At 59.7% G+C, this 25733-nt stretch carries 17 protein-coding genes; 2 read left to right on the top strand and 15 right to left on the bottom strand.

Features of this window, described 5'->3' with window-relative positions; translation table 11 throughout:
• Nucleotides 1-159: 159 nt before the first annotated feature.
• From ACYQ11_RS19105 to ACYQ11_RS19095, 3 genes are read right to left on the bottom strand one after another with little or no spacing between them, the layout of a single operon-like run.
• Nucleotides 160-1305, bottom strand: a complete 1146-nt coding sequence (locus ACYQ11_RS19105) for a pyridoxal phosphate-dependent aminotransferase (RefSeq protein ID WP_459925421.1) — start codon at nucleotides 1303-1305, stop codon at nucleotides 160-162.
• A gap of 21 nt (nucleotides 1306-1326) precedes the next feature.
• On the bottom strand, nucleotides 1327-2580 hold the full coding sequence (locus ACYQ11_RS19100; RefSeq protein ID WP_459925420.1) for a cation:proton antiporter: 1254 nt from the start codon (nucleotides 2578-2580) through the stop codon (nucleotides 1327-1329).
• 17 nt (nucleotides 2581-2597) lie between these two features.
• Nucleotides 2598-4181 (bottom strand): MBL fold metallo-hydrolase RNA specificity domain-containing protein, encoded by a 1584-nt coding sequence (locus ACYQ11_RS19095; protein ID WP_459925419.1) that lies wholly within the window; start codon nucleotides 4179-4181, stop codon nucleotides 2598-2600.
• Between the two features lie 623 nt (nucleotides 4182-4804).
• Here ACYQ11_RS19095 and ACYQ11_RS19090 point away from each other — a divergent pair.
• Nucleotides 4805-6688 (top strand): hypothetical protein, encoded by a 1884-nt coding sequence (locus ACYQ11_RS19090; RefSeq protein WP_459925418.1) that lies wholly within the window; start codon nucleotides 4805-4807, stop codon nucleotides 6686-6688.
• A gap of 4 nt (nucleotides 6689-6692) precedes the next feature.
• Here ACYQ11_RS19090 and ACYQ11_RS19085 read toward each other — a convergent pair whose 3' ends face one another.
• Nucleotides 6693-7724 carry a sulfite exporter TauE/SafE family protein gene (locus tag ACYQ11_RS19085; protein WP_459925417.1) on the bottom strand — a complete coding sequence of 344 codons (1032 nt, stop codon included), beginning with the start codon at nucleotides 7722-7724 and terminating at the stop codon, nucleotides 6693-6695.
• Nucleotides 7725-8324: 600 nt separating this feature from the next.
• Between ACYQ11_RS19085 and ACYQ11_RS19080 the strand changes: the two genes are divergently transcribed.
• Complete coding sequence (locus ACYQ11_RS19080) at nucleotides 8325-8768, top strand: DUF8082 domain-containing protein (protein WP_459925416.1); 444 nt, start codon at nucleotides 8325-8327, stop codon at nucleotides 8766-8768.
• A 102-nt stretch (nucleotides 8769-8870) separates the two neighbouring features.
• Here ACYQ11_RS19080 and ACYQ11_RS19075 read toward each other — a convergent pair whose 3' ends face one another.
• The 11 genes from ACYQ11_RS19075 to ACYQ11_RS19025 form a co-directional block, all read right to left on the bottom strand.
• Nucleotides 8871-10211, bottom strand: coding sequence for a Cache 3/Cache 2 fusion domain-containing protein (locus ACYQ11_RS19075; RefSeq protein ID WP_459925415.1), 1341 nt, complete (start codon nucleotides 10209-10211; stop codon nucleotides 8871-8873).
• Between the two features lie 233 nt (nucleotides 10212-10444).
• Entirely contained in the window at nucleotides 10445-11194 is a 750-nt protein-coding gene (locus ACYQ11_RS19070; protein WP_459925414.1) for a general secretion pathway protein GspB, read from the bottom strand.
• Nucleotides 11191-12870, bottom strand: coding sequence for an AAA family ATPase (locus ACYQ11_RS19065; protein WP_459925413.1), 1680 nt, complete (start codon nucleotides 12868-12870; stop codon nucleotides 11191-11193). The genes ACYQ11_RS19070 and ACYQ11_RS19065 overlap by 4 nt, the downstream gene beginning before the upstream one ends.
• 22 nt (nucleotides 12871-12892) lie before the next feature.
• Nucleotides 12893-13303 carry a roadblock/LC7 domain-containing protein gene (locus ACYQ11_RS19060; protein ID WP_459925412.1) on the bottom strand — a complete coding sequence of 137 codons (411 nt, stop codon included), beginning with the start codon at nucleotides 13301-13303 and terminating at the stop codon, nucleotides 12893-12895.
• A gap of 211 nt (nucleotides 13304-13514) precedes the next feature.
• Entirely contained in the window at nucleotides 13515-15098 is a 1584-nt protein-coding gene (locus tag ACYQ11_RS19055; RefSeq protein WP_459925411.1) for a class I adenylate-forming enzyme family protein, read from the bottom strand.
• A gap of 340 nt (nucleotides 15099-15438) precedes the next feature.
• Nucleotides 15439-15702, bottom strand: coding sequence for a hypothetical protein (locus ACYQ11_RS19050; protein ID WP_459925410.1), 264 nt, complete (start codon nucleotides 15700-15702; stop codon nucleotides 15439-15441).
• 92 nt (nucleotides 15703-15794) lie between these two features.
• Nucleotides 15795-17189: a TrpB-like pyridoxal phosphate-dependent enzyme gene (locus ACYQ11_RS19045; RefSeq protein ID WP_459925409.1), complete on the bottom strand. Its 1395-nt coding sequence runs from the start codon at nucleotides 17187-17189 to the stop codon at nucleotides 15795-15797.
• 268 nt (nucleotides 17190-17457) lie between these two features.
• On the bottom strand, nucleotides 17458-19362 hold the full coding sequence (locus tag ACYQ11_RS19040) for an MFS transporter (RefSeq protein WP_459925408.1): 1905 nt from the start codon (nucleotides 19360-19362) through the stop codon (nucleotides 17458-17460).
• Nucleotides 19363-19401: 39 nt separating this feature from the next.
• Nucleotides 19402-20340 (bottom strand): Hsp33 family molecular chaperone HslO, encoded by a 939-nt coding sequence (locus ACYQ11_RS19035; RefSeq protein ID WP_459925407.1) that lies wholly within the window; start codon nucleotides 20338-20340, stop codon nucleotides 19402-19404.
• A 105-nt stretch (nucleotides 20341-20445) separates the two neighbouring features.
• A complete protein-coding gene (locus ACYQ11_RS19030; protein WP_459925406.1) occupies nucleotides 20446-22917 on the bottom strand; it encodes a hybrid sensor histidine kinase/response regulator in 2472 nt (823 codons plus the stop codon).
• Between the two features lie 126 nt (nucleotides 22918-23043).
• A complete protein-coding gene (locus tag ACYQ11_RS19025; protein ID WP_459925405.1) occupies nucleotides 23044-25572 on the bottom strand; it encodes a PAS domain-containing hybrid sensor histidine kinase/response regulator in 2529 nt (842 codons plus the stop codon).
• Nucleotides 25573-25733 lie beyond the last annotated feature (161 nt).

Here is a 25733-nt window from a genome sequence, read left to right as displayed (position 1 = left end):
GACCATGATGGGCACGCGTTGCTTTGCCTATCAACTGGACAACGATAATATTTTTAAGTTAATGGCATTGATTACGCGGTTGAAGCGTCACTGGAACCAAGTGCATAACCAGAAAATATAAAATACGAAGAAAAAGCCGCGAATGACCGTTGTTTTTACTCAGCCTTTTCGTCCTTGCAGATACCGCTCCAGCCGATCCATGCCCTTTTCGATGTTTTCGATGGAATTGGCGTAGGAAAAGCGCAGGTAGCCTTCGCCGCCGGGTCCGAAGTCGATGCCGGGGGTGACGCCGACATGGGCCTTGTCGAGGATGTCGAAGGCCAGGGCGTAGGAGTCTTCGGAAATGTGGCGGGCATTGACGAACACGTAGAAGGCGCCGGTGGGCGGATGATCGATGGAAAAACCCATGGCGGTGAGGCGGCGGATCATGTAGCGGCGGCGCTCGTCGTAGATGGTCCGCATGCGGTCGGTGTCGGCCCGGCTTTCCGTGAGGGCCGCGATGCCGGCCCACTGGACCGGGGCATTGGCTGAGATAAAGAAGTTCTGCTGGATCTTCTGCAGCGCGCCCATGTAGTCCGGCGGGGCGATCAGGTAACCCAGGCGCAGGCCGGTCATGGCGTGGAGTTTGGAAAATCCGTTAAGGACAAAGGCCCTGTCCGTGAACTCCAGGATCGAATGCTCCCGGCCTTCGTAGACCAGGCCGTGGTAGATTTCGTCGGACACCACCATGATCCCCAGGTCCGCGATCTGTCTGAGGTTGTCTTCGGACAGAAGGGTGCCGGTGGGATTGGCCGGGGAATTGATGAAAATCGCCCGGGTTTTTTCGGTCACGGCGGCTTTGATGTCCGCCGCCCGGAACTGGTAGCCGTCTTCTTCCCGCACCGGTACCCTGACCGGAACGCCGCCTGAGAAACCAATGAGATTGGGGTAGCAGGCGTAATGGGGATCAGACAGAATCACCTCGTCTCCCGGTTCCACCAGGGCGGCGAACAGGCTGAACATGGCCGGGCTTGTGCCGGAGGTGACGACCACCCGGTCCGGGGTGACGGAAACGCCGTATCTTTTTTGGTAATGCGTACAGATCGCTTCCCGAAGCTCGATGATGCCCAGGCTGTGGGTATAGTGGGTGCGGCCCTCGGACAGGGCCCGGACAAGTGCCCGGTTCACGCAGTCCGGCGTGGGGAAATCCGGTTCCCCCACTTCCAAATGGACGATATCGATGCCCCGGCGCTCCATGTCATGGGCTTTTTCAAGGACATCCATGGCGATAAACGATGTCATTTCATCGGTTCGGCGGGTCGGCATGGTTTTCGGACTCCTTTAAATTCAATGCTCGGCGGTGTGGTGGGACACCGGCACGCTTTTGCGGATCACCCAGCCGATGGACAGTCCCTGGACCAGGATGGAAAAAACCACGATGGCGTAGGTCAGGGCAAGAACCAGATCCCGTTCGGGGCCTTTGGGCAGGGACAGGGCCAGGGCCACGGAGATGCCGCCCCGAAGCCCGCCCCAGGTCAGGACTTTCCAGGCGCCCCGGGACAGGCGGAAGGTTTTCCTGAAAAGGCCCGTGGGCAGGCCCACGGTGATCAGACGGGCGGCAAGGGTCAGGGCGATGACAGGGATCACGGCCAGGAGCAGCCCGGCCGAATAGCTGATGATGATCACCTCGAGGCCGATCAGCACGAACAGCACCGAGTTCAGCATGGCGTCGAGCAGCTCCCAGAACATGTCCAGATACTGGCGGGTCATGTCGCCCATGGCCTTTTGCCGTCCGTGGTTGCCGATGATCAGCCCCACGATGACCATGGCCAGGGGGCCGGATACATGCAGGTGCATGGCCAGGGCATAGCCGCCCATGACCGAGGCCAGGGTGATCAGCACCTCTTCCATGTAGCTTTCGATGCTTTTCAAAAGCAGGTAGGTGACGCAGCCCAGAACCAGGCCGAAGACGATGCCGCCGCCTGCTTCGTGGAGCAGGAGCAGGGCGCCGTGGGACACGGTGGGGCTCTGGCCGCTGGTGATCATGCCCACCACCAGGGCGAACAGCACGACGCCGACCCCGTCGTTGAACAAGGACTCTCCGGAAATCATCAGCTCCAGATTCTTCGGCGCTCCGGCCGTGGTCATGATGCCCATGACGGCGATGGGGTCCGTGGGTGAGATCAGGGCGCCGAACACCAGGCAGTAGGCGAAGGGCAGGGCAAATCCGAACAGCGGCAGGAGATACCAGAGACCGGCGGCCACGATCAGGGTGGACAACACCGTGCCGATGACGGCCAGCACCAGGACCTGCCAGCTGTAGGCTTTCAGTTCGGACAGATCCACATGCAGGGCCCCGGCGAACAGCAGAAGCGAGAGCATGCCTTCCATCAGCACCTGGGAAAAGTCGATGGACGAGAGCAGGGACACCTCGTAGTCGTGCAGGGACCCCAGCCCCAAAGCGCTGAGGCCCACCAGGCCAAAGGAAAAGACCTGGGCGATGCCCATGACCCCGATGGTGGTGGGCAGCCCCACATACTTGTGATTCACGTAGGCGAACAGGGCAGTCAGAACCAGACAGACGACGGCGACCTCGAACATGGCGATTCTCCTTGCATTTAATCTTCGTAGAGTTTCATCACTTCGCCCCGGCGGGGGGCTGTGGCGTTGAATCCGTGATCCCGGAGGTGTTCGGCGAACTGGAGGGACTGGGATTCCTCGCCGTGGACCACGGCGATCCGCTTGACCGAAAGGTTGCTTTCCTTGAGGAAACGGGTCATTTCCGACTGGTCGGCGTGGGCGCTGAATCCGGACAGTTTGACCACCCGGGCGTTCAGGGGGTAAGTCTTGCCGAGGATTTTCACCTCCGGCGCGGGGCCCCTGCGGCCGGACTGTTCATAGTCCCAGCCCAGATCCACGATGCGCCGGCCCAGGGTGTGCTCGGCCATGTAGCCCACGATCAGGACCGTGTTCTTCGGGTTGTGGATTTTCCAGCGCAGATGGTGCAGTATCCGGCCCGCTTCACACATGCCCGAGGAAGAAATCACGATGTGCGGCCGGGGATCCTTCATGATCTCCATGGAATCCTCAACGGATTCCGTGTAGCGCAGCTCGTTGAAGGAAAAGGGGTTCAGACCCTTTTCCAGAAAGGCCTTGTGGGTTTCCCGGTCATAGACTTCGGGGTGCTCGCCGAACACCTTGGTCAGTTTGGTGGCCAGGGGCGAATCCACGTAGACCGGAACCCGGGGGACCTCACCCGCTTCGTACAGTTCGTGGAGCACGTAAACCACATCCTGGGTTCGTCCGTAGGCAAAGGCCGGGATCACCACGGAGCCGCCGCCCTCGATGGTTTCCGTGACCACCTTTTTCAGGCGTTCCTTCAGATCATCCACGGTTTCGTGGTGTCGTCCGCCGTAGGTGCTTTCCATGATCAGAAGGTCGATGTTCCGGTGCTCTTCGGGGAAATCCATGGTGGGATCCTTGAGGATGGGCCGGTCAAATCGGCCGATGTCCCCGGTGTAGCAGACCGTGCACCTGCGCCCGTTTTCCCGGAAACGGATCAGGCACATGGCCGACCCCAATATGTGTCCGGCGTCGTAGAAAGTGGCGGTCATGCCCTTGCCGATGGTGACCGGTTCCTTGTAGGGATAGCCGTCGAAAAAACTCAGGCTGCGGTTCGCCTCGACCTGGGTGTACAGGGGTTCCACGATCTCAAGACGGTAGTCTTCCATCAGGCTGTGAATGGTTTCGATGTTGAGTTCGTGGCGTTCCTTTTTGAGCAGTTTGGCGATTTCGCCTTTTTCCCGATTGGAGATGCTCTTTTTGTTGCTCTGATGGAGCTTGTACAGATGGCCCCTCAGGGTTTTGTAGTTCAGGTAGGCCGCGTCGGATTCCTGGATGTGTCCCGCGTCGAGCAGCAGGTATTCGCAGGCGTCCACCGTGGTCCGTGTGGTGATGATGCGACCCTTGAACCCGCCTTCGGTCAGAAGGGGAATCCGGCCCGAGTGGTCGATGTGGGCATGGGACAGGATCATGTTGGTGACCATGGCAGGATCGATGGGAAAGACCCTGTTTTTCATGTCGCTTTCCCGTCGCCGGCCCTGGAACATCCCGCAGTCGAGGAGAATGTGATCGTGGTTGGCTGAGAACAGATGCATGGAGCCGGTGACTTCCCGGACCCCGCCGTAAAAGGTGATGATCATGATATGCCTCCCTCCGTTGGGGGTGAAAACTGGACGCCTGCCGGGCAGGGTCATGGTGTTTTGTTTTAATATGATCCGGACGGTTTGTCACGATGAAATCCGGGGTAATTGTATGGAAGGCATCTCCTCCTGTGTGACCGGCTCATGTCGTTCACGTGAAGGGCCACGAGCATGTTCACGATGGTTGTTGTTTCCTTCGAGCTCTTCTTTGTGTCTCTGTGAGAGTCCTAAAACCGGTTTCACCGAAGGTGAGCCGGTCTTTTTGTTTTCTCACCAAGACATCAAGGCACAGAGAAAACAAGACCATGCCAAAGGCATGGTCCACGGCCTCAGGCTGTGTCACGCCAAGTGCACGTTCAGACGATTGCCCTGCGATGAAATCCGGAGCATCCGATTTCGATCCCGATTCCGAATATTTTGAAGGGGAGATGAAAACGTCTGCGTTTTAGAGATCTTTCACGTTGACGGGGGCCGGGGGCTCTGGCAGAATGAAGGCCTGTACGCCATGGGACACATGTGACGCCTGATTGACGGATTTATCAGAGAATATACGGGCACCGTTCCCACCGACCGACGCCCATGGCCTCCCTTCTCAACCGGACACCGACCCGCATGGGGGACGCATGCCGACGATTACGCATCACATGGCGCTCATCCTTGGCCGTGTTTTTTCAGGCGCGACTTGGATCCGACATCGTCTGGCCGGAGACATCGGGGCTCTGATTGTCGATCTGACCACGCTGATGGACGGGACCGAGACCCGTTTTCTCGATCTGGGCCGGAGGTTTCAGGATATCCACCAAAAGGCCGGAGATGTCACCGCCCGGGTGATTCAATGCCTGGATCTGATCCGAAGCGGGGACGATGCGTCGGGGCTCACCGGCCTCACCGACGGGGCATCCCGCTTTGTTGAGGCCCTGTTTGATCAGCAGGCCGCCATTGGAAAACGCCTTGACGCGGTTAAGGACATCGGCGGGGCCCTGGCCAAACTGAGCGGGCTCTGCGACGAGTCGAACCATATCGTGCTGCTGCTCAATGTGATCGCCCTGAACATCGGCATTGAAAGTCGCCGATGCGACGCATCGCAGGACATGTTCACCGTGTTTACCGAAGAAGTCCGGGCTCTGGCCGTGGACATCGGCCAGGTGGCCGCCGATCTGGACCGTGAGGCGCAGGATATCCGTCGGGACCATCGGGCGGCACTCAACGCCGGCCAGGCCCATCTTGTCCGGATGTCGGAGCTGGCCCGGGCGGCCCGAAACGATATGGAGCAGGCCGCCCGGACCCTGACGGGACTGATGGACGGCACCTGCGCATCCATGGACGCTGCGGCCGACTGTGTCCGCCGGATCGGGGATAGGGCCGCCGAGATTGTGGTGGCGCTCCAGTTTCACGATATCGTTCGTCAGAAGATCGATCATATCATTGCCGCCCTGACGGAAGCGGCGGATCAGCTCAAGGGGCCGTCCGTCCGTTTTGCCTGGCGGGGCGGTCGGGATCGGATCCGGTTCGCCGTGACGGTTCTCAGGATTCAGGAACGCCAGCTTTCCGGTATTTATCGGGATATCGCGGACGCCGTCGACGGCATGGCCCGGGCCCTTGAGGGGATCGATGACCAGGTGGCCGGGCTGTACCGCCAATCCCCGGGCCTTTCGACCGGGGATAATCCCGGCGGCGAGGATCCCGTGGAGCGTCTGTCGGCTTGCCTGAAATCGCTTTCCGGCGTTCGCGACGAATGCCTCACGCTGTCGGAGGCCGTGACCGATCAGGTGACCCGCGGTGCTGCCGCCGCGGCACGTCTCCAGCGTCATGTCGCGGCGGTCAAACGGATCAGCCTGGAACTTCATCGAAAAGCCCTCAACGCCGTTATCAAGGCCGCCCACCTGGGTGACCGGGGCAGGAGCATCGAGGTGTTTGCCCAGGAAGTGACCACCAGTTCCCGGGCGGCCAATGACTTTGTCGAACAGGTCATCCGCATCATCGGAACGGTTCAGTCCCTGACCGATGGTCTGCTTGCCGATGACCGGTCCGGGGGCAGCTCCCTTGATGCGGATGACGGATACGATTTGACCCGGGGTATGGACGATCTGGCCCGGATCCGTCAAACAGTCGCGTCTCACCGGGAGGCCATGGTCGAACCCCTTGCCGGTCTTGAGAAGGCCATCGGGCAAACCCGGGAGCACCGGGCGTTTTTTTCAGGCCGGCTGAAGGATCTGGACGCGCTGATCCGTCGTCTGTCTCCGATGATCGCAGAGGGCTCCGCCGCGGCAGGGCTGGATTCTTCCCCCGCCCCCGCCCCCGGCATGATCCGAACCGATCATTACACCATGGAAAGCGAACGCCGGGCCCATGAACAGGCCCTTAGCGCCACGGATGAGCCGGACGCTCCGGCTGAGCGGAAGATCCCGGCCGAAGAGGATATCGGGGAACAGCAGGCCGACGGCGAGGGCGAATCACCCAAACGAAAAGAGTCCGAAGATTTTGGGGACAATGTGGAATTGTTCTGAACGCTTACGATTCGGAGGCGGGCGGCGTTGAATCGTAAGACCCCTGGTCTTTTCCCCGCCGCTCGACGGCGCGGGACTGGTTCCGCATGATCCGGACGTGAATGGCCAGGAGGTAGAAGACCAGAACGTAGATGACCAGCTTGCGGATCGTTTCGCTCATGGGGATCGTCTGCTGGGTCCACAGGGTCATGAAGAAATCGGCGCTCAGGAAAAAGGTGAACAAAAGGAGGATGTTCCGGGGCCCCATGCGGACGGCGATGTAGGCCGCCAGAAACAGGCCGCCCAGGGTCACGCCGGGCAGGGCGCTGTAAAACAGGGTGAACGGCACGTTGTGGATGAACACGTTGAAAAGGGTGCCGGTGATGGACATCACGGCCATCAGGGCGATGCTGGTCACGATGGCCACCGCCGGGTTGATCCGGTAGACCATGGTCATCATGAAATAGAATATCGTGTCGATGCCGAAGCCGATCCAGCCGCAGAGCAGCCCGCCGACGAAGGCCACGGCGAACAGCACCGTGCCGCTTGACGCCGTCAGCGTGAAGCTGTTGTTGGGGTATTTTGTGTTTCGAAGCAGGGAGAAAAAGATGATCTGGGTGAAGACGAAGGCGATGCCGTTGAAGATCAGGGTCAGCATTTCCGGGGCCCTTATGGGATAGATCACCATGCTGACGATTTCCCCGAGAAGGCCGCCTGCGATGGACAGGGGCAGCACGTTGAACAGGAACAGCCTCCGGTTGAAAAGAAACCAGCGGAAGGTGCCAAGGCCCATGCCGTAGGCCTGGATGGCCAGGTTGAACTGGGCGACGGTCACCGGTGAAACGCTCAGATGGGTCAGGATGGGGAAATAGATGATTCCGGCGGCGGCGGGGGTGATGTTGGCCACGACGGCGGCCACGGCCCCGACAAAGGGCATGAAGAAAAGCCCGGAAAAGAACGCTTCGGAAAAAAAAGGCAGCATAGCCAGCCAGCCCGTCAGGGCAAGGGCCAGAATGATCCAGGGACTTTTGTGTTTTTTCCGGCGCTCGTTTTTCATTAATCGACCATTGACGGCTTCGTAAAAAGTCCGATATCTGCGTTACGCGTCATCCCTCGTCACTGCGGCGTACCCTAAGTACGCCTCATTCCTTACGGCTTCGCAAGCCTTGATCTCGAACATTTTACGAAGCCGTCCAAAAACTTACTTTTTACGAGATCATCACCATTAAACCCGTGCAAGTCAAAATCACGATATTTTAACAGCATGGTTGCCGAATGCAAGACTAAACTCCCGCCTTATCTTCTGCGTATCTTCCGTGAACGTTTTTCCCACCGTCTGTTCCGTTTTGCCGGGTGATATCAGTGTTTGACAGCCCCATGCTTTGGTGCTATACAAACATCTTTCAATGGGACGATGCTTTCCAAAAAGCCCTGATTTTCATGTGATTTCAATGAGAAGACGTTTCTTTGCATGGGAACCCCCCTGTTTGCGACGCACACGATGTGAACCGTGGTCCGGCGCTTCGGGCAGAGGAGACGGCAGAGAAACGGGGCACCCCCTCCGGTATGACGGACATACGGCCGGAAAGGCGGGGGCTCAGGCTCCGGCATCGTCTTTTATCATCAACCCCGTGAGGCACCCCACAGGATAAGCGATATGGCAAGTCAGACCGATTATTTTTTCAAGCGGACCGGGTCGCTCCTTGACTCGGAAGTCTCCCTGGACTCGGTGGATCTTCAGATTCTGGCGCTCATCGAACAGAAAAAGTCGGCCCGCCAGATCGGCAAGGAACTGCCGATCAGTCCGGCCCTCCTCAAGCAGAAGCTTTCGGCCTTGCACAAACAGAAGGTGATCAAGGTCATCGAACATTTTGACTGCATGGATTCGATCTTTGCCGAAAACATCCGTAAAACACTTATTGAACTGGTTGGACCCATCGGCGGCATGATCGTCGATGAGGTGCTTGCGACCCTGAAACTCGATGCCGATCAGATTCCCAAAATGATCGCCAAGGATTTTGTCCATATGATCGCCAAGGAAATTCCCGACGACACCCTCAGCCTGACCTTCCGGCGAAACGTTCTGGAAACCTGCTTCTGATCGAAGGCCCGGGCCGCCTTTGGATACACCAAAAATAAACCCCCGTGACGGCAGCCGTCACGGGGGTTTTTGCGTTTCGACCTTAAAGTAAAAGAGCGTCGGTTACTTTTCCTTGCGTATACGCATCATGGCCAGCTTAAGGCTGGTCTGCATGCGTTTGATGGCCTGACCCAGGGCGCCGAGTTCATCCTGGGACGTGATGTCGATGGCGATGTCCAGTTCGCCCAGGCTCATCTTTTCGGTCGCGTCGATCAGGGCAATGATGGGCCGGGTGATCTGGCGGGCGATGAGGGTCCAGACCCAGACCGCCGTAAGCAGGGACACCAGGAAGATGGACACCAGCAGGACGGTGTTGCGCAGGGCCGCCGCTTTGATTTTTGTACTCGAGGCCAGAAATTCCTCTTCAACGGAGCCGGCGCCGATGATCCAGTCCCAGGGCTCGAAATAGGTGATTTTCGCGATTTTCATCCGGGGCTTGCCGTCTTCGGCGTTTTTCCAGGGGTAACGATGCTCGGCCACGTCACCGGGCTTGAGTTCCCGGGCTTTGCGGATGATGTCCCGGATAAAGAAGTTTCCCTCATCGTCCTTGGCGTTCAGGATGTTTTCTCCGTCACGTTCCCCGTTGTCGGAGATCACGTAGTTGCCCTGGCTGTCCAGAACCCAGACGTAGCCGGTGTCGCCCACCGCCACGTCCATGATGGTCTGCCGAAGGCTCTGGACGCTTTCCATGGGAACCCCCACGTACAGCATGCCCACGATGGTGTTGGACGCATCCCTGATCGGTTCGTAGGCCGTGATGTACATGGCGTTGACCACGAAGGCTTTGCCCACGAAGGTCTCACCGCGCATGACCGCCTGAACCACCGGGTTGGGCTTCCCGTCGGGGTTGACGCCGGGAATGAAGGTGCCGATGGCCCGGCTGCCGTCTTTCTTGATGACGTTGGTGGCCACCCGGAGCATGTCGCCGTTGGCGTTCATCCGCTGGAAGATCGTGCAGGTCACGGACACGAGCTCCCGGACCTTGTCAACCACAAGGACGTTGGACTTGGCGTTTGAGATCTGGCCCAGCCATTGGTCTCCCACCTTCATCTGGGGCAGTTCCGCCACCGAGGTCTCCTGGGTGAACTGGTTGACCGCCTGCCATTTCACCGTGCGGTCCCCAAAGGAAAATCCCCCGTTGTTGAGAACGATGTCCCGGGCCACGTTCAGGGAATTTTTGATGTTCATTTCGTTGACGTCCTGGTGGGAGCGGACCATGCCGTGGATGGACTGGACGATGTGGTCCAGGTCGGCATAGGTCAGCCGGGTCATTTCCTCGACGGTATGGTTCAGAAGTTTTTTGTTCTGGACCAGGGTGAAGGCCGAGATGATCAGCTGGGGCACAATCACCATCAGGCAGCCGATGAGCAGCAGTTTGGGTTGAAGCTTCATGGATTTGAACATAAATCGGGTCTCCTTGAACGGGGAACATCAACCCCGCGTCCGTCGTTTTCATTGACAGTGATTGAAAGCACGGTATCCGTGAACCCGCCGGAACCATCGGATGCTCCGGGGATCATGATATCCCGTGGAAAGGCGATCAAACGCTATATGAGAAAAGCCGATTTGTCAATCGTCAATGAACATCCGCATGTCGGCAATCGTCTGTTTCGTCGGGAGCAGGGGGGCGATGCGCTTCAGTGATTGCCGAAGGGCAGCATCAGCTGTTCGCCGTCTTTTTCGATGACCACGTAGTCCCGGTCGATGCGGCGGATCAGGGCGCCGTCGATGCGGCGGCCTTCCTTGAGCAGCTGGGCGTTGATCACGGCGATGCGCCGCTCGGGGGTCTCGGACCAGGAGATGGCCTGGAGGGTCAGCCAGCCGCTGTCGACGAGTTTTCGGGGGGGCAGAAGCTCCTGGGGCACGCGGGTGAGCAGGTCGGCCATGGCAGGGTCTATGGCCTCGTCGGCCGTCGGGGCGGGCGGGACGGTGACGGCGGCCACAGCGGGTTTGTTGTAAAACGATGGGAACGGGTCGACCCTGTCGGGCTCGTGGGCGTCGGAGTGAAGCGGCGGTTCGGCGGGATCGGGCACCTGAACGGTTGAGGCGTCGTCGACGGGTCGGGGCAGTCTTGGCCGGGGCTCGGCCGGTTCGGGGGCGTCGGCGACGATCGGGGGCTCGGCCGTCGGGGCCGGGGGCACAGGCGTCGGCGTGACGGCCTGATCCCGAGGGCCGGAGGCGAACGGCAGGGTCAAGGCAAGCCATCCTGCGCCTCCGAAAACCAGAATGGCCATCAGTCCGGCAAGGCCGGATTTGATGGGAAATCGGCCGCTCAGTCGGCGTTTGAGGGCCGAGCGGGTGTCGATGGGCTGGGGCCAGTCGATGTTCCTCGGGGGCTCGTCTTTTTCCTGATCAAGTTTTTTCAGGGCGTCGAGGATCGAGCTCACGTGCCGGCCTCCGCGACGATGCCGTCCGAAGCCAGGGAGGGCACGTTGAACAGTTTCTTTTCGGTGTAGAGCAGGATCTTGGTCAGGTCGTCCACCCGCCCGTCGGCGGGAATGCCGTAGCGGGCCTGGAAATCCGCCACGATCCGGCGCGTATGATCGTCGTAGACACCGTTGAGGGCGATGTCCGCGTAGCCCAGGTCCACCAGCAGCATCTTGAGACTGATCACCGAGGATTCCGGGGCGTTGTCGGGAATAACGCCCTCGCAGGCCAGAAAGTTTTTCCAGGGGACGTAGGCCACGCCGGTCCATTGCTGATCGGCTTCGATAAAGCTGAGGGTGCGGCTCTGACCGTTGCCGCAGTCGAAGGTCAGCACCTCGCCGCGGATGCCGGTGAGCACCAGGTAGAGGGGCCGGTCGAAGCCGGGCATGTAAAATTCACCCAAAAGGGGCAGGTTGAGGGTGAAAATCAGCGAAAGATCGTCGCCCAGGGCAAACAGTGAAAATCCGTTGATCCGCGCCCCCATGTTGAAATAGGCGCCGTCGTCGGCAACCGAATCGAGCTTGGCTGAAATGCTTGATCCGGGGTCCCAGAGGCGCAGGGCGGTCTGGAGCACGGCCCGGCGGCTGTATGCCTCAAGGGCGGGCTCTTCGGAAGGTGAAGGCGTCTTTGGGGCGGAAAGCAAAGGGGCCGGGTCGGGCCGGACAATGGTATGCCGCTCCCGGGGGATGGGAAAGGTGGCGGTGGCCTCGGCCGGAGCCGGATCGGTCAGAGACGGGCCGTTGCCGTTTTGGAAAACGAAAAAAACGATCAGGACGGCCAGCGTCAGGGCGGCCACAGCTGCCGGAACAGCCAGGCGTCGTCGCGAGCCCTGGGGCCGTTCCAGTTCACAGATGGCCTTGCGCACGATGGCCCGGGTGATTTTGGGGCTTGCAAGCACGTAGGCGGTGAGCAGCGACCGGTCACAGACGATGTTGATCAGCCGGGGAATGCCCCGGGAATAGCCAAAGACCTCCCGGATGGCTCCTGAGGTGAATTTGGTGGTGCTCCGGCCCGAGGCCACGTACAGCCGGTGGCGGATGTATTCCAGGGTTTCCACCAGCGACAGGGGCAAAAGGCGGCAGGAGAGGGTGATGCGCTGGCCCAGCTGCCGCAGCTCGTAGGAGTCGAGAATCCGCCCCAGTTCGGGCTGGCCCACCAGGATGATCTGGAGCAGTTTGCTGGTGGTGGTTTCAAGGTTGGACAAAAGGCGAAGCTGTTCGAGCACTTCGGCCGTCAGGTTCTGGGCTTCGTCGATCAACAGAATGATCTTCTTCCCTTCGGCTTTTTTTTTCAGCAGGAAGCGGTTCAGGATGTCGATCAGGTCCTTGATGTTGTCCGGGCGGGAATCGATGCCGAAATCGTCGTTGACGGCCTTGAGCAGTTGAATGGAATCGAGTTTGGGGTTGAAGATGTAGGCGGCTTCGACCTCGCTGGTGAGGCTTTCGAGAAAGACACGGCAAAGCGTGGTTTTGCCGGTGCCCACCTCGCCGACGATCTCCACGAAGCCGTCTCCCTGGGCGATGGCATAGGTCAGATGGGCCAGGGCCTCCTCATGGCACTTGCTCAGGTACAGATAGGCCGGATTGGGCACAAGCTGGAACGGTCTTTCTTTGAATCCGAAGAATTTTTTGTACATGGCGCGGCGTCACAACCGTTGGTCAGGGGATTCGGCAATGCCTGATCAGTTCCTGGATCGCCGCAATGGTCACGTCGATCCGTTTACGGACAAACCCCACCGACAGATCCCGATGAAAAATGGTGATCAGGAACAGGTCATGGGTGACTTTGTTGAAGTGGATGTTGTCCCGCTCCCCCTTCAGGATGAACATGGGGAACTCCTCTTCGCCGATGATCCGGCTCATGGCGTTCAGCGAGCTGATGTTGCTGGCCGCCAGCACGGCCAGGGACATGGCGTCGTACAGCACGTCTCCGCTGTTGTACTGGGCCACGATATTGCCGCTGGTGTCCGTCAGGATCGCCTGATGCATGCCCGAGTCGATCAGTTCCCCATGGAGAATGTCCTCCACGGATTTGATCCGCACCTCGTCAAAATACGATAACACACTCATATCTGTCCCACACTTTGATTGATACCATTGACGGCTTCGTAAAACATCCGATATCTGCGTTACGCGTCAGCCCTCGTCACTGAGGCGTACCTTTAGTACGCCTCATTCCTCGGGCTTCGCAAGCCTTGATCTCGAACATTTTACGAAGCCTCCAAACATTGACGTTTCACCAGGCCGGCATCATTGGGGGCCGGGTGTTGTCCGTCTGTCGTCAGGCGAGGAGTTTGCCGTAATCCCTGCCCGATCGGATATATTTTCGTCGCAGTTTCGGTTTTTCGATTTTGCCCGTGGGGTTCCTCGGGATGTCGTCGAAGAGGATCACGCGCGGCCGCTTGTATCGGGGCAGGCCCTGGGCAAACCGGTTCACATCCTCGTCGGTCATGTCGCGGCCGGCTTTCATCTGGATGATCACGGCAGCCACTTCGCCGAGCCGTTCATCAGGGACCCCGATCACCGCCACATCCTGAATATCGTCATGGGTCATGAAAAAGTGTTCGATCTCAACGGGAAATATATTCTCTCCGCCGGTGATAATCAAATCCTTTTTACGATCGACCAGCCAGATGAACCCGCTTTCATCGGTCCGGGCCATGTCTCCGGTTTTCAGCCAGCCGCCCACCAGGGACCGGGACGTTTCCTCGGGATTTTTGTAATAGCATTTCATCACGCCGGGCCCCCGGACCAGCAGTTCGCCGGTTTCGCCGCCGGGCAGGGGGTTCAGGTCTCCGTCTGCCACCATGCATTCCCATCCTTTGCCCGGAAGGCCGATGGCGCCCACCTTGTGCTCGTTGCCCAGGCCCAGATGGACGCAGCCCGGCCCCGTGGCCTCGGTCAGGCCGTAGTTGGTGTCGTAATCCTGGTTCGGGAACACCTTTTTCCATTTCTCGATCAGCGAGGGCGGCACGGGCTGGGCGCCGATGTGCATCAGCCGCCACTGGTCAAGGGCGTAATCGGAAAGGGTAAGCTCCCCGTTTTCGACGGCGATGAGGATGTCGTGGGCCCAGGGGACCAAAAGCCAGACGATGGTCACCTTCTCTTCGCTCACGGCTTCGAGGATCCATTTCGGACTGACGCCTTTGAGGATCACGCTTTTCGCTCCCACCAGAAAATTGCCGAACCAGTGCATTTTGGCCCCGGTATGGTACAGGGGCGGGATGCACAGAAAGTTGTCCTTGTGGGTCTGGCCGTGGTGGGCCTGTTCGACCTCGCAGGCGGAGTAAAGGCTCCGGTGTGTCAGAAGCACGGCCTTGGGCACCCCGGTGGTGCCGGAGGTGAAGTACAGGGCCGCCTCATCGTCGGGGCTCAGGGGCACCTTTGGGTCGTCGGCGGGGCCGTTGTCGAGGATGTCCGCCAAAGACAGGGCGTAGGCCGGACGGAGGGCGTCGGGTCCGTGGAAGATATAGGTCCGAATATGACGGTCCAGGTCCGCTTTGACGGCCTCGACGCGGTCAATGAATTCCTCGCCGAAGATCATCACCGAGGCTTCGGAGGTGTCCGTGCACAGGGCGATTTTTTCCGAATCGAAACGGAAATTCAGGGGTACGGCCCAGGCGCCGGTTTTCAGGATACCGAAGTAGGTCGGCAGCCATTCCAGGCAGTTGGTCATCAGCTGGATGACCTTGTCGCCTTTAGTTGCCCCTGAAGCGGCAAGGGCATGGGCCATGCGGTTGGCCTGTTCGTCAAAGGTTTTCCATGTGATTTCACGGCGCAGGCCACGTTCGGGAACCCGCTCGATCAGCGCGGGCTGGTTCCGGTAAAGATCCGCATTGTCCGTAAGAATGGTCGTCAGCAACATAAATCCCTTGTGCATGGTGAGGCCGGTTTACCCTGGCGGTTCCGGGGCTCACCCCCATGGGAGCATCCCCCCGATGCTCCGGTTTCACCATGGCTTATCAATATATGATTTAAAAGTAAAGCCGGTGGTTATAATTTATAAACAACGTTCATTGACGGCTTCGTAAAACGTCCGATATCTGCGTTACGCGTCAGCCCTCGTCACTGCGGCGTACCCGAAGTACGCCTCATTCCTCGGGCTTCGCAAGCCTTGATCTCAAACGTTTTACGAAGCCGTTCATGAATCCGCAGTTTTTTCGAAAAACCGTCACCGAGGCTGGGAAGTGGGAAAAAGAAGGCCGTCATGATGGGGTTTTGGTTCGTTTCCGCGCCTGTTCGATCAGGTCCAGAAGCGAGGTCATCTTGGGTTCGGGCGGCTTGAAAAAGGCCGCGAGCTGCTCGGGGCTGAAGTGCTCGTCCAGATAGTCCCGGATGGGGAGGGTTTCAAACCAGCAGTCCATGATTTTCCGGCAGGGTGTCTGGTCCACGGTGGTCCGGCAGTATCGGAAGTGCACGGCGTGGCCCAGCATTCGGCAGTATATCGTCTGGTCATCGTATCGTTTCATCGAAGACGCCTTTTTATGTCGTCCGACAGGACGCCCGCCGTGGGCGGGGCGTCCTGTCGGGGTCACGTCATCGGATCAGGGCCGTTAACGGTCTACCAGCGGCCGCTTTTCTTGACGGACGCCTTGGGCTGATCCTTGATCTGGTCGATGGAGGCGGAGAGTTCCTCCTGGGACAGCGCGTTGTCCCGAAGTTCGCCGGCCATGAAGCGCTGGTACCCGTAAAGGTCCATCAGGCCGTGGCCGGAGAGGTTGAATACGATCACCCGCTCTTTGCCCTCTTCCTTGGCCTGCTTGGCCTTGCGGATGGTGGCCGCCACGGCGTGGCTGGTTTCCGGGGCCACGATCAGACCCTCGGTGCGGGCGAACAGAAGGGCCGCCTCATAGCATTCCAGCTGGTTGATGGCCAGGGGGCTCATCAGGCCTTCTTCCACCGCGTGGGACACCAGGGGCGCCATGCCGTGATAGCGGAGGCCGCCGGCGTGGATCGGGGCCGGGATGAAGTTGTGCCCCAGGGTGTGCATGGGCAAAAGCGGCGTCATTTTGGCCACGTCGCCGTGGTCGTACATGAACGGCGCCTTGGTCAGGGTCGGGCAAGAGGCCGGTTCCACGGGGATGATTTCGATGTCCGCACCGTTGATCTTGTCGTAGGTGAAGGGGAAGGCCAGACCGGCGAAGTTGCTGCCGCCGCCGGCACAGCCGATGATGGTGTCCGGCTTGTCGATGCCGACCTTGGCCAGCTGTTTTTTGGTTTCAAGGCCGATGATGGTCTGGTGCAGCATCACGTGGTTGAGTACGCTGCCTAAGGAATAACGGGTCTTGCCGGTGGGGTCGGTGACGGCTTCTTCCACGGCTTCGCTGATGGCGATGCCCAGGCTGCCCGGGGTGTCGGGGAATTTGGCCAGGATGTCCCGGCCCGCCTGGGTTTCGGTGCTGGGGCTGGCCACACAGCGTCCACCCCAGGTTTCCATCATGGTCTTGCGGAAGGGCTTCTGGTCAAAGCTGATCCTGACCATGTAGACCTTGCACTCCAGTTTCAAGAGGGCGCAGGCGTAAGACAGGGCGCATCCCCACTGGCCGGCTCCGGTCTCGGTGGTGATTTTTTTGATGCCGAATTCCTTGTTGTACCAGGCCTGGGCCACGGCGGTGTTGGTCTTGTGGCTGCCGGCCGGGGACACGCTTTCATTTTTATAATAGATTTTGGCCGGTGTTCCCAGAGCCTCTTCCAGGGCCTTGGCCCGGTGGAGGGGGGACGGCCGCCAGCGGTAGAGCATGTCGAGAATCCCCTCGGGAATGTCGATCCACCGCTCCTGGCTGACTTCCTGCTCGATGATGTTCATGGGGAAGACCGGGGCCAGCATCTCGGGGGTCACCGGATTCCCGTCCGGACCCAGGGGCGGGTTCATGGGACTGGGAAGATCGGCGGCCAGGTTGTACCACTGGCGAGGGATGTCATCATCGGTCAACGTTATTTTCGTAGGCGTAGACATAAAGTGCTCCTTGGTTCATGTGTGTCCGTCTGAGATCGGCGGGCGCGGTGTGCGGCACGGTCACACCGCACGGCCCGACGTCGGGTTCATCGGCCCCCCGGGGCTGAAAAAACATACTCCCAACTATCCGTTTCGTAAACTGAATCTATTATGGGGCAATGGCCCGAATGTCAAGATAAATTCCATGGACATCCGGGCAATCCCATGTGACATTCGCTCACCTTCACGGTGTGTGACGATCGTGATCCCGATCCGGGGGGAACGCGCATCATTTGTCATCCCCCCGCAGCCGGGCCACATGCTCCCAAAGAACCGGCGCCGTGGCCTCGTCGGGCGTGAGCACCCGGCCCACCCGGTAGTGGATGAGTGAAAAAAAACGCCGGGGCAGGCGCGTCAGGGCCGGTCCGCCCTTGTGACTGAAGAAGCTGCCCCAGAGCCCGCAGAGGGCCGAGGGCACCACGGGCACGGGGTTGCGGGCCAGGATTTTATCGATGCCGTTTTTGAATTCGTTGATCTCACCGGTTTTCGTCAGCATGCCCTCGGGGAAGATGCCGACGATCTGGCCGTCCTCCAGTTCCCGGGCGATGGTGTCGAAGGCCTTCTCATAGGCGTCCGGATTCTTTGATCGCGAGTCGATGGGGATGGCCTTGCCGGTTCTGAAGATGAAATTCAAAACAGGCAGGTCGTATATCCCCTTGAAGGTCACAAACCGGACCGGACGCCTGACCAGACTGGCGATGATCAGGGCATCCACGTAGCTGACATGGTTGCAGACGATGACCGCCGGGCCTTCGGTGGGGATCAGATCCAGATTCTCGTGGCGGATGCGGTAGAACACATGGGTCAGCAGCCAGATCAGGCAGCGCATGGTAAATTCGGGTACCAGCGAGTAGATGAATACCGCCACCGTGAGGTTCATCAGCACCAGCACGCCGAAAAACTGGGGAATGGACAGGCCGGCCACCCCCAGAAAAAGGGCGCCGCAGGCCGCCGCCACCACCATGAACAGGGCGTTCATGATGTTGTTGGCCGCGATGATCCGCGAACGGACCTCGATCTCGCTGCGGGTCTGGACCAGGGCGAACAGGGGAACGATGTAAAGCCCCCCGAAAATGCCGATCAGAATCAGGTCCGACAGCACCCGGATACTGCCCGGGGTCCGGATGAAGTCAAGCACCCCCAGAAGCCTCCCCGGATCGGGCGCATGGTAGGAAAGGGCAAGGTCCAGGCCGAAGATGCTGAGGCCCAAAGAACCGATGGGCACAAGGCCGTATTCCACCTTTTTTCCGGACAGCCGTTCGCACAGAAGGGACCCGGCGCCGATGCCGATGGAAAACATGGCCAGAAGCAGGGTGGCCACGGATTCGGAGCCGTGCAGCACGTTTTTCGTGTAATTGGGGATCTGGGTCAGGTAGCTGGCCCCCAGAAACCAGAACCAGGAAATGCCCATGATGGACAAAAGCACCGTCCGGTCCTTGGCGGCGTACCCCAGGGTCCGGAACGACTGGGTCAGGGGATTCCAGCTGATGTTAAGGTCCGGGTCGGCCGGTTTCGCTTCGGGGATGCCCCGGCTGAACAGCCAGCCGCAGACGGCGGTGACGATCACGGCCGCCGCCGGCCAGATCCGGTCCTGCTGGGCCAGGATTCCCCCCGCGATGGTGCCCAGAAGAATGCTGACAAAGGTGCCCATTTCCACCAGGGCGTTGCCGCCGATGATCTCGGTGTCGTCCAGATGCTGGGGAATGATGCTGTATTTGACCGGGCCGAAAAAGGTGGACTGGGTGCCCATGAAAAACAGAAGCACCATCAGGCTCGTGGTGGCGGTGAAGTAAAGCGCGACGGCGGCGGCGATCATGATCACGATCTCGCAGAGTTTGACCACCCGGATCAGCCGGGATTTCTCGTATTTGTCGGCGATCTGTCCGGCAAAGGCCGAAAACAGGAAAAAGGGCAGGATGAACAGGCCGGCCGCCATGTTGATCAGGATGTCCGACCGGCCCGGAACGGTCCCGGCCGCCTGGAAGGCGATGATCAGGATCAGGACATTCTTGTAAATGTTGTCGTTGAAGGCCCCGGCGAACTGGGTCCAGAAAAAGGGGGCGAAGCGTTTTTCACGCAAAAGGCCGAACTGGCTGTGTTCCTTCTTTTTTTTCGGGGAGGGCGCGGCGTCCATCACGGTTTCCTTTGCTCCGGGGTGATAGGGTGGTGTCGGTCAGGCATTCCGGCGTTTTTCCAGCATGTCTTCCAGTTGGCCTTTGGAGAAGCGGTAGATTGTTCCGCAGTTGTGGCAGCGGGTTTCCACGGGGAAGGGCCCGTTTTCGGCCATCTCCGCCAGATCCGAAAGGGGCAGCATGAAAAGGTAGCCTGAAATCTTTTCTTCGGTGCAGCGGCAGAAGAACTCGATGCGCTCACGGCTGAGGCATTTGGGGGTGTAGTCTGAAAAAAAATCGGTAATGACGGTTTCGGGGTCCCGGGCCTCGGCCATCAGGCTCCCGGGGGAGGGAAAATCCCTGATCCGGTCTTCCAGGCGGCCCCGAAGCGCGTCGTCGGCCCCGGGCATGGCCTGGAGAAACAGGCCGCCTGCCCCGGCCACGGCGCCCTCCGTGTCAAACCGGATTCCCAGGGCAAAGACCGTGGGGGTCTGCTCGGAGGTGACGAAATAGTGGGCCAGGTCCTCGGCGATGTTGCCGTGGGCCAGCATCACCCGTCCGGTGTAAGGCTGCTTCATGTCTTCCAGGTATTTGGTCAGGGTCAGGAACCCGCTGCCGAAGAATCGGGAGAGGTTGAAATCCGACAGGGGCCCGGTGAGGGGGATGGGGGCCTGTTTGAGGTAGCCCCGTACCTCGCCGAAGGCGTTGGCGTCCACGGACAGGCCTTTGATGGGGCCCGAGCAGTCGATGGAAAGGTTCAGACGGTCGTGCCCCTTGAGGGTGGACGACAGAAGACCCGCCGCCAGATAGGCCTGGCCGGCCGTGAAGGTTTCGAGAATGCCGTAGTCGAAATTGGCCCGCATTTCATTGACCATGCGGGTGCCGTTGATGAAGGCCCCCCGGAACAGCCCGCCTTTCAGGACAAAGGTATGCACCCGGTCCCTGGCCCTCTCCGTCAGTTGTTTTTTCAGCGTATCCCCGGCCGGTTTTTTCTTGATCACGGTGTTTCCCTTTCCCTGTATGGCCCGCAGTCGTTGTGTGACGTTTTTTTATGAGCCTATATATCCGTTAACGCCGTCCAGGTAAAGAAAATCCGACCGTTTCCGTCATGTTGGATGAAGATGCAGCTCTGAAACCGAGGGATCGCGTCGCGGCCCGGCTTTTTCCATCAGGCCGCTGATGACGGTGAAGAAGTCGGGAAGCCCCACGGGTTTTTTCAAAACGGCATCCACGACGCCCTCCGGAATGCTGCTTTCGATTTCCGAGGGGTTGAATCCGGTACACAAAATGATGGGCAGATCCGGCCGGATGGTCTTGAGGGCTTCGGCCAGACGGATGCCGGTCATTTTGGGCATGGTCATGTCCGTGATCACCACATCGAAGGCCTGGGGGGCCTTGCGGACCAGATCCAGAGCCTCCATGGGCCGGGTCTGGGCCACCACCGTGTAGCCCAGTCGCTGGAGCAACGAAAGGCCCAGGGCGGCGATCTCTTTTTCATCATCGACGAACAGCACCTTGCCCGAGCCCCGGCCGACGACGTGGGCGGGACCGTCGGAGCGCCGGGTCTGCTCACCGGCCTCGGGAAACAGCAACTCGAACCGGGTGCCGTGCCCCAGATGGGTGAACACCGAGATCTTTCCCTTGCAGTCGTCGACGATGCGCCGGACCACGGACAGCCCCAGGCCGGTGCCCAGGTTCTTGTCCTTGGTGGTGAAATAGGGGTCGAAAATACGCTTGACCGTGTGCTCGTCCATGCCGCATCCCGTGTCGCTGATGGTCAGCTTCACGAAGTCGGGGCCGTCGGGATGGTCCGGATCGGGGATCTTTTCCAGCCGGATGGACAGGGTTCCCCCCCGGTCCTTCATGGCGTGGTGGGCGTTGGTGCACAGGTTCATGATAATCTGGTGGAACTGGGTGGGATTGGCCAGGACCGTGCCGGTCTTGTCCATGTAGGTTTCCTTGATCTCGATGGTCGAGGGCAGGGAGGCCCGAAGCAGAAACAGGGCCTCCTTGATGATCAGATGGGGGTGGATTTTCTGCTGGTCGTCGGGGTTGCCGTCGTCTTTCCGGCTGAACGAGAGGATCTGGCTGACCAGATGCTTGGCCCGGTGGGCCGCCTTGCCGATGTTTTCGATGTTCCGGCGGGCCGGAAGATCTTCGGGAAGATCCATGAGGGCCAGGTCCAGATTGCCGAAGATGGCCGAGAGAATGTTGTTGAAATCATGGGCGATGCCGCTCGAAAGGGTGCCGATGGCCTCCATCTTCTGACTCTGCACCAGCTGGCCTTCGAGGGTCTTCTGGGCGGTGATGTCCCGGATGTTCCTGACGCTGCCCAGAACCTTTCCGCTGCTGTCGCTGAAGGTGGCCCCGCTGATGCTGACGGGGATGACGGCCCCGGATTTGGCGTAGCGCCGTGTTTCGATGCCCCGGTAGATCTGCCCTTTTTTTTCCATGGATTCCATCATCAACGATTCGGCCAGGGTGTTTTCGGGCATGAATTCGGTCATGGTTTGGCCGATGCGCTCGTTAAGGGTCCAGCCGAACACCTGGGTGAAGGCGGGGTTGAAATACCGGACCCGTTTTTCATTATCGAACACCACCACGGGATCGGGGCTGGCTTCAAGGATGATCCGGGCTTTTTCCTCGCTCTGGCGGAGCCGTTCGATGGCCTGGGTGGCCCGAAGGGTTTCGCTGCCGTAGGATGCCAGGATGGATCCCAGTTCCCGGTCCTGGGTGGTGAACGGTGGATTTTTCTTGTTGTGAAGGGTGATGACGCCGATGATGTTTCCCTGTTTTTCGAGCAGGGGAAAGACCAAAAGGGACGGGTCCGAATACCCGGTCCAGCCGCTGGTCCCGATGGGGTATTCCTTGTGGATGTCTTCGATGAGTACCGCCTCGTTGTTTGCAAGGACGCGGCTGAGCACCGACTGGTCGGACAGGGGCAGGGGCAGCCGGTCGGGCACATGGCCGGGGTCCAGGCAGCAGGACAGCACCAGGGCTTCGGCCTGATGCAGAAAGAGGCTGCCGCCCCCGGCGTTCATGTTGCCTGCGAATTCGTGGAGAATCACGGGGCCGATGTCCCCGGTACCGCTGAACGAGGTCAGCCTCCGGGTGGATTCGACGATCTGGCGAAGCCGCTGATTGATTTCCTCCAGCTCGCGGTTGCGCTTGCGCAGAGAGCTTTCTGTGCTGAGTTTTTCCCTGCGCAGTTCGACCACCTCGGCGATGTGGGACACGGATTTCAGCACCCGTTCCGGCGGTAGGCCCTGATGGATGAAGTACAGATGCTCCTTGAACCGGTCGGGCACGACGCTGTCTCCGGCGCCCTTGTCCGTGAGAATGAAAAACAGGCCGTCGGGCGTGTGCCGGATCAAATCGGGCAGAAGGCCGATCCCGTTTCCGTCCGGAAGCCTGTCGGCCAGGATGGTGATGTCGGGCAGCAGGATCAGGGCCAGTTTTTCAGCCTCCAAACCGTTGGCGGCCGTGTACGCAAGGTACCCGGCCCGGTAGAAGGTCTCTTCCAGGGTGTCGCAGGCCCGGGTGTCCGGGTTGACGATCAGAATCCGTTTTTCTTTCATATGTCTCATATTCCGGGAGGGGGTGTACATCGCTCCGGCGCCCGCGGGTTATGCCGGGTCAACCGAAACGGCAAGGGGTTGCGCACCTGTTGGCCGTTTGGGTCTGACCGCTGCATAACGGGCGTGTTACTTCGGCAGCCGGATATGCTTTTCAATCAGGTCGAACAGCGTGGCCTGATTGATCGGTTTCGAAATATAGTCGTTCATTCCCGCCGAAAGGCATCGTTCCCGGTCCCCCGTCATGGCGTTGGCCGTCATGGCGATGATGGGGATGGACCGGTACCGGGGCGGCGTCCGCTCGCTTCGTATTTCCCGGGCGGCTTCGAGGCCGTTGAGCACGGGCATCTGAATGTCCATCAGAATGATATCGTAGGTGACGCCGCCTTCCGGATCGGTCAGGGCGTCAACGGCTTCACGGCCGTTGGCCGCCACATCCACCCGGTATCCCCGTTTTTCCAGGATGCGGGTCGCCAGTTTCTGGTTGACCGGGTTGTCTTCGGCCAGAAGGACTGTTTTTCGGTTTTCATGGGTCTCGGCCACGGTATGACGGGTGACAAAGACCGCCCGGGCGTCTTTGGCACCGGGGCGGCGTCTGGCCTGACGGACCATGGCGATACAGTTGAACAGCTCTCCCTGCTTGACCGGTTTGGTCATGTAGGCGGAAAACCCCAGGCGCTTCATTTTCAACGCGTCGCCCCGTTCTCCGGCTCCGGTGCACATGATCATGGTCAGTCCCGACAGCCGGGGGTCTTCGGTGATCCGCCGGGCCAGGGATTCTCCGTCGAGCCGGGGCATTTTCTTGTCGATGATGATCAGATCGTAGGGCCGGCCCCGGTCCGCGGCCGCGATCAGTTCGCACAGGGCCGCCTCGCCGTCTTCGACCGCCCGGTGACGGCATCCCCATGATTTCAGGTATTCTCCGATCACATGGCGGCCCGTCGGACTGTCGTCGGCCACCAGGATGTTCATCCGGCCGACCAGGGAGGGATCGATGCCGTCGTCCTCCGCCCGGATCTGTTTTTCAAGGGGCAGGGTGAACCAGAAGGTGGACCCCTTGCCCTGGACGCTGTCGACACCGATTTCGCCGTTCATCAGCTGGACCAGTTCGCGGGAAATGCTGAGTCCCAGGCCCGTTCCTCCGTATTTGCGCGTGAAGGAGGCGTCGGCCTGCCGGAAGGATTCAAACAGGGTGGGGATGACGGTTTCGGGTATGCCGATGCCCGAATCGGTCACGGCAAACCGGACCAGGGCCCGATCCCCGTCGTCCCGGACCAGAGACACCGAAAGGATGACTTCCCCCCGGTCCGTAAACTTGACGGCGTTCCCGCCCAGATTCATCAGGATCTGACGGATTCGTCCGGGGTCGCCCGCAACGAAGACCGGGACCTTTTGATAGATGACCATGGAAAACTCAAGACCCTTTTCCTCGGCCCGGATCGAAAGCATCTCGCCCACGCTTTCGATCATGGTTCTCAGATCGAACCCGATGGTTTCGAGCGCCATCTTCTTGGCTTCGATTTTCGAGTAATCGAGAATGTCGTTGATGATCACCAGAAGCGAGGAGGCGCTCTGCTGGATCAGATCGGCATATCCTTTCTGCTCCTCATCCAGATTCGTATCGAGCAGAAGATCGGTCATGCCGATCACGCCGTTCATGGGCGTCCTGATCTCATGGCTCATGGTGGCCAGAAAATCACTTTTCGCCTGGTTGGCCAAATCCGCCGTCCGGGCCATGTCGCCGGCCCGGGCAATGGCGGTCATCAGTTTTTCGTTGGTTTCCTCCAGTTCGCGGGTGCGTTCCCGGACCCGGGCTTCCAGGGTGCCTGTGACGGCGACCAGTTCCTTTTCGGCCTTTTTCCGGGCGCTGATGTCACGGATGGAGCCGACCACCCGGTCCGGCTGTCCCTGGTCGTTGCAGACCAGGACGGCGTTGATCGAGCAGTGCATGTGGGCGTTGTCATGGTCCAGAAGGACCAGTTCGAAATCCGTGACCTTGCCGTTTTCGAACATGTCCCGGTAGAAGCGGTCCCGGTCTTCGGAAAAACCGTAACGGTCGATGATGCACCGGCCGATCAGGTCTTCCCGTCGGTATTTGGAAAAGCGGGCGATGGACGGGCTCATCTCCAGGATGTGACCGGTCAGCGAGGACTCGTAGTAGACATCCTGGATATGGTTGAACAAAAAGGCGTATTTCTCTTCGCAGGCCGACAGTTTTTCGGCGAGCCTTCGGTTGTGTGCTTTCAGGGCGATCCGGTCGAGAACGTCGGACAGGCGATGGGCCAGAGCCGCCGGATTGTCGGGCTTGTTGAGGGTGCAGGCGTTGCCGTCGGCGACGGCCGGCTGTTCCTTGTCCGGCGGGCAGTTCTTGTCCATGATCAGGCGGAACGCATCGGGGAAGGGGCCTTGGCCGGGTGCCTCCACGGGCGCAGCCGCATCCGCCAGCAGCAGGTCCGGCGGGTGTCCCCGCAGGGCCTCCGGCGACTGGGTCCAGGCGGCCATGCAACGGCAGTCGCAGCCTTTTTCGCCGATCATTGCCGACAGGGCGCCGGCGTAGGCCTCGTCCGCATCGATGATGACAACAAACAACCGTGGCGAATGATCGGTCAAAATCATGGGCGTCATGACGCTTTCAATGTGTTGTGCTGTTGTATTCACCCGTTCCCCTCCCCTGAACAACGGTTGACTGACGGCGGGCGAATGGTCGTGTTTGAAGATGATCGGAATCAACCTTTGAACGTTAAGCATTCCTAATTTCACATAAAACCCCGGATTATGCAATGAAAAAACCGGCGCGGAGCCCCTGTCGGACCTTCGTA

It is taken from the genome of Desulfatiferula olefinivorans, from assembly GCF_054657895.1.
This window is presented reverse-complemented; position numbering and strand designations above follow the sequence as displayed.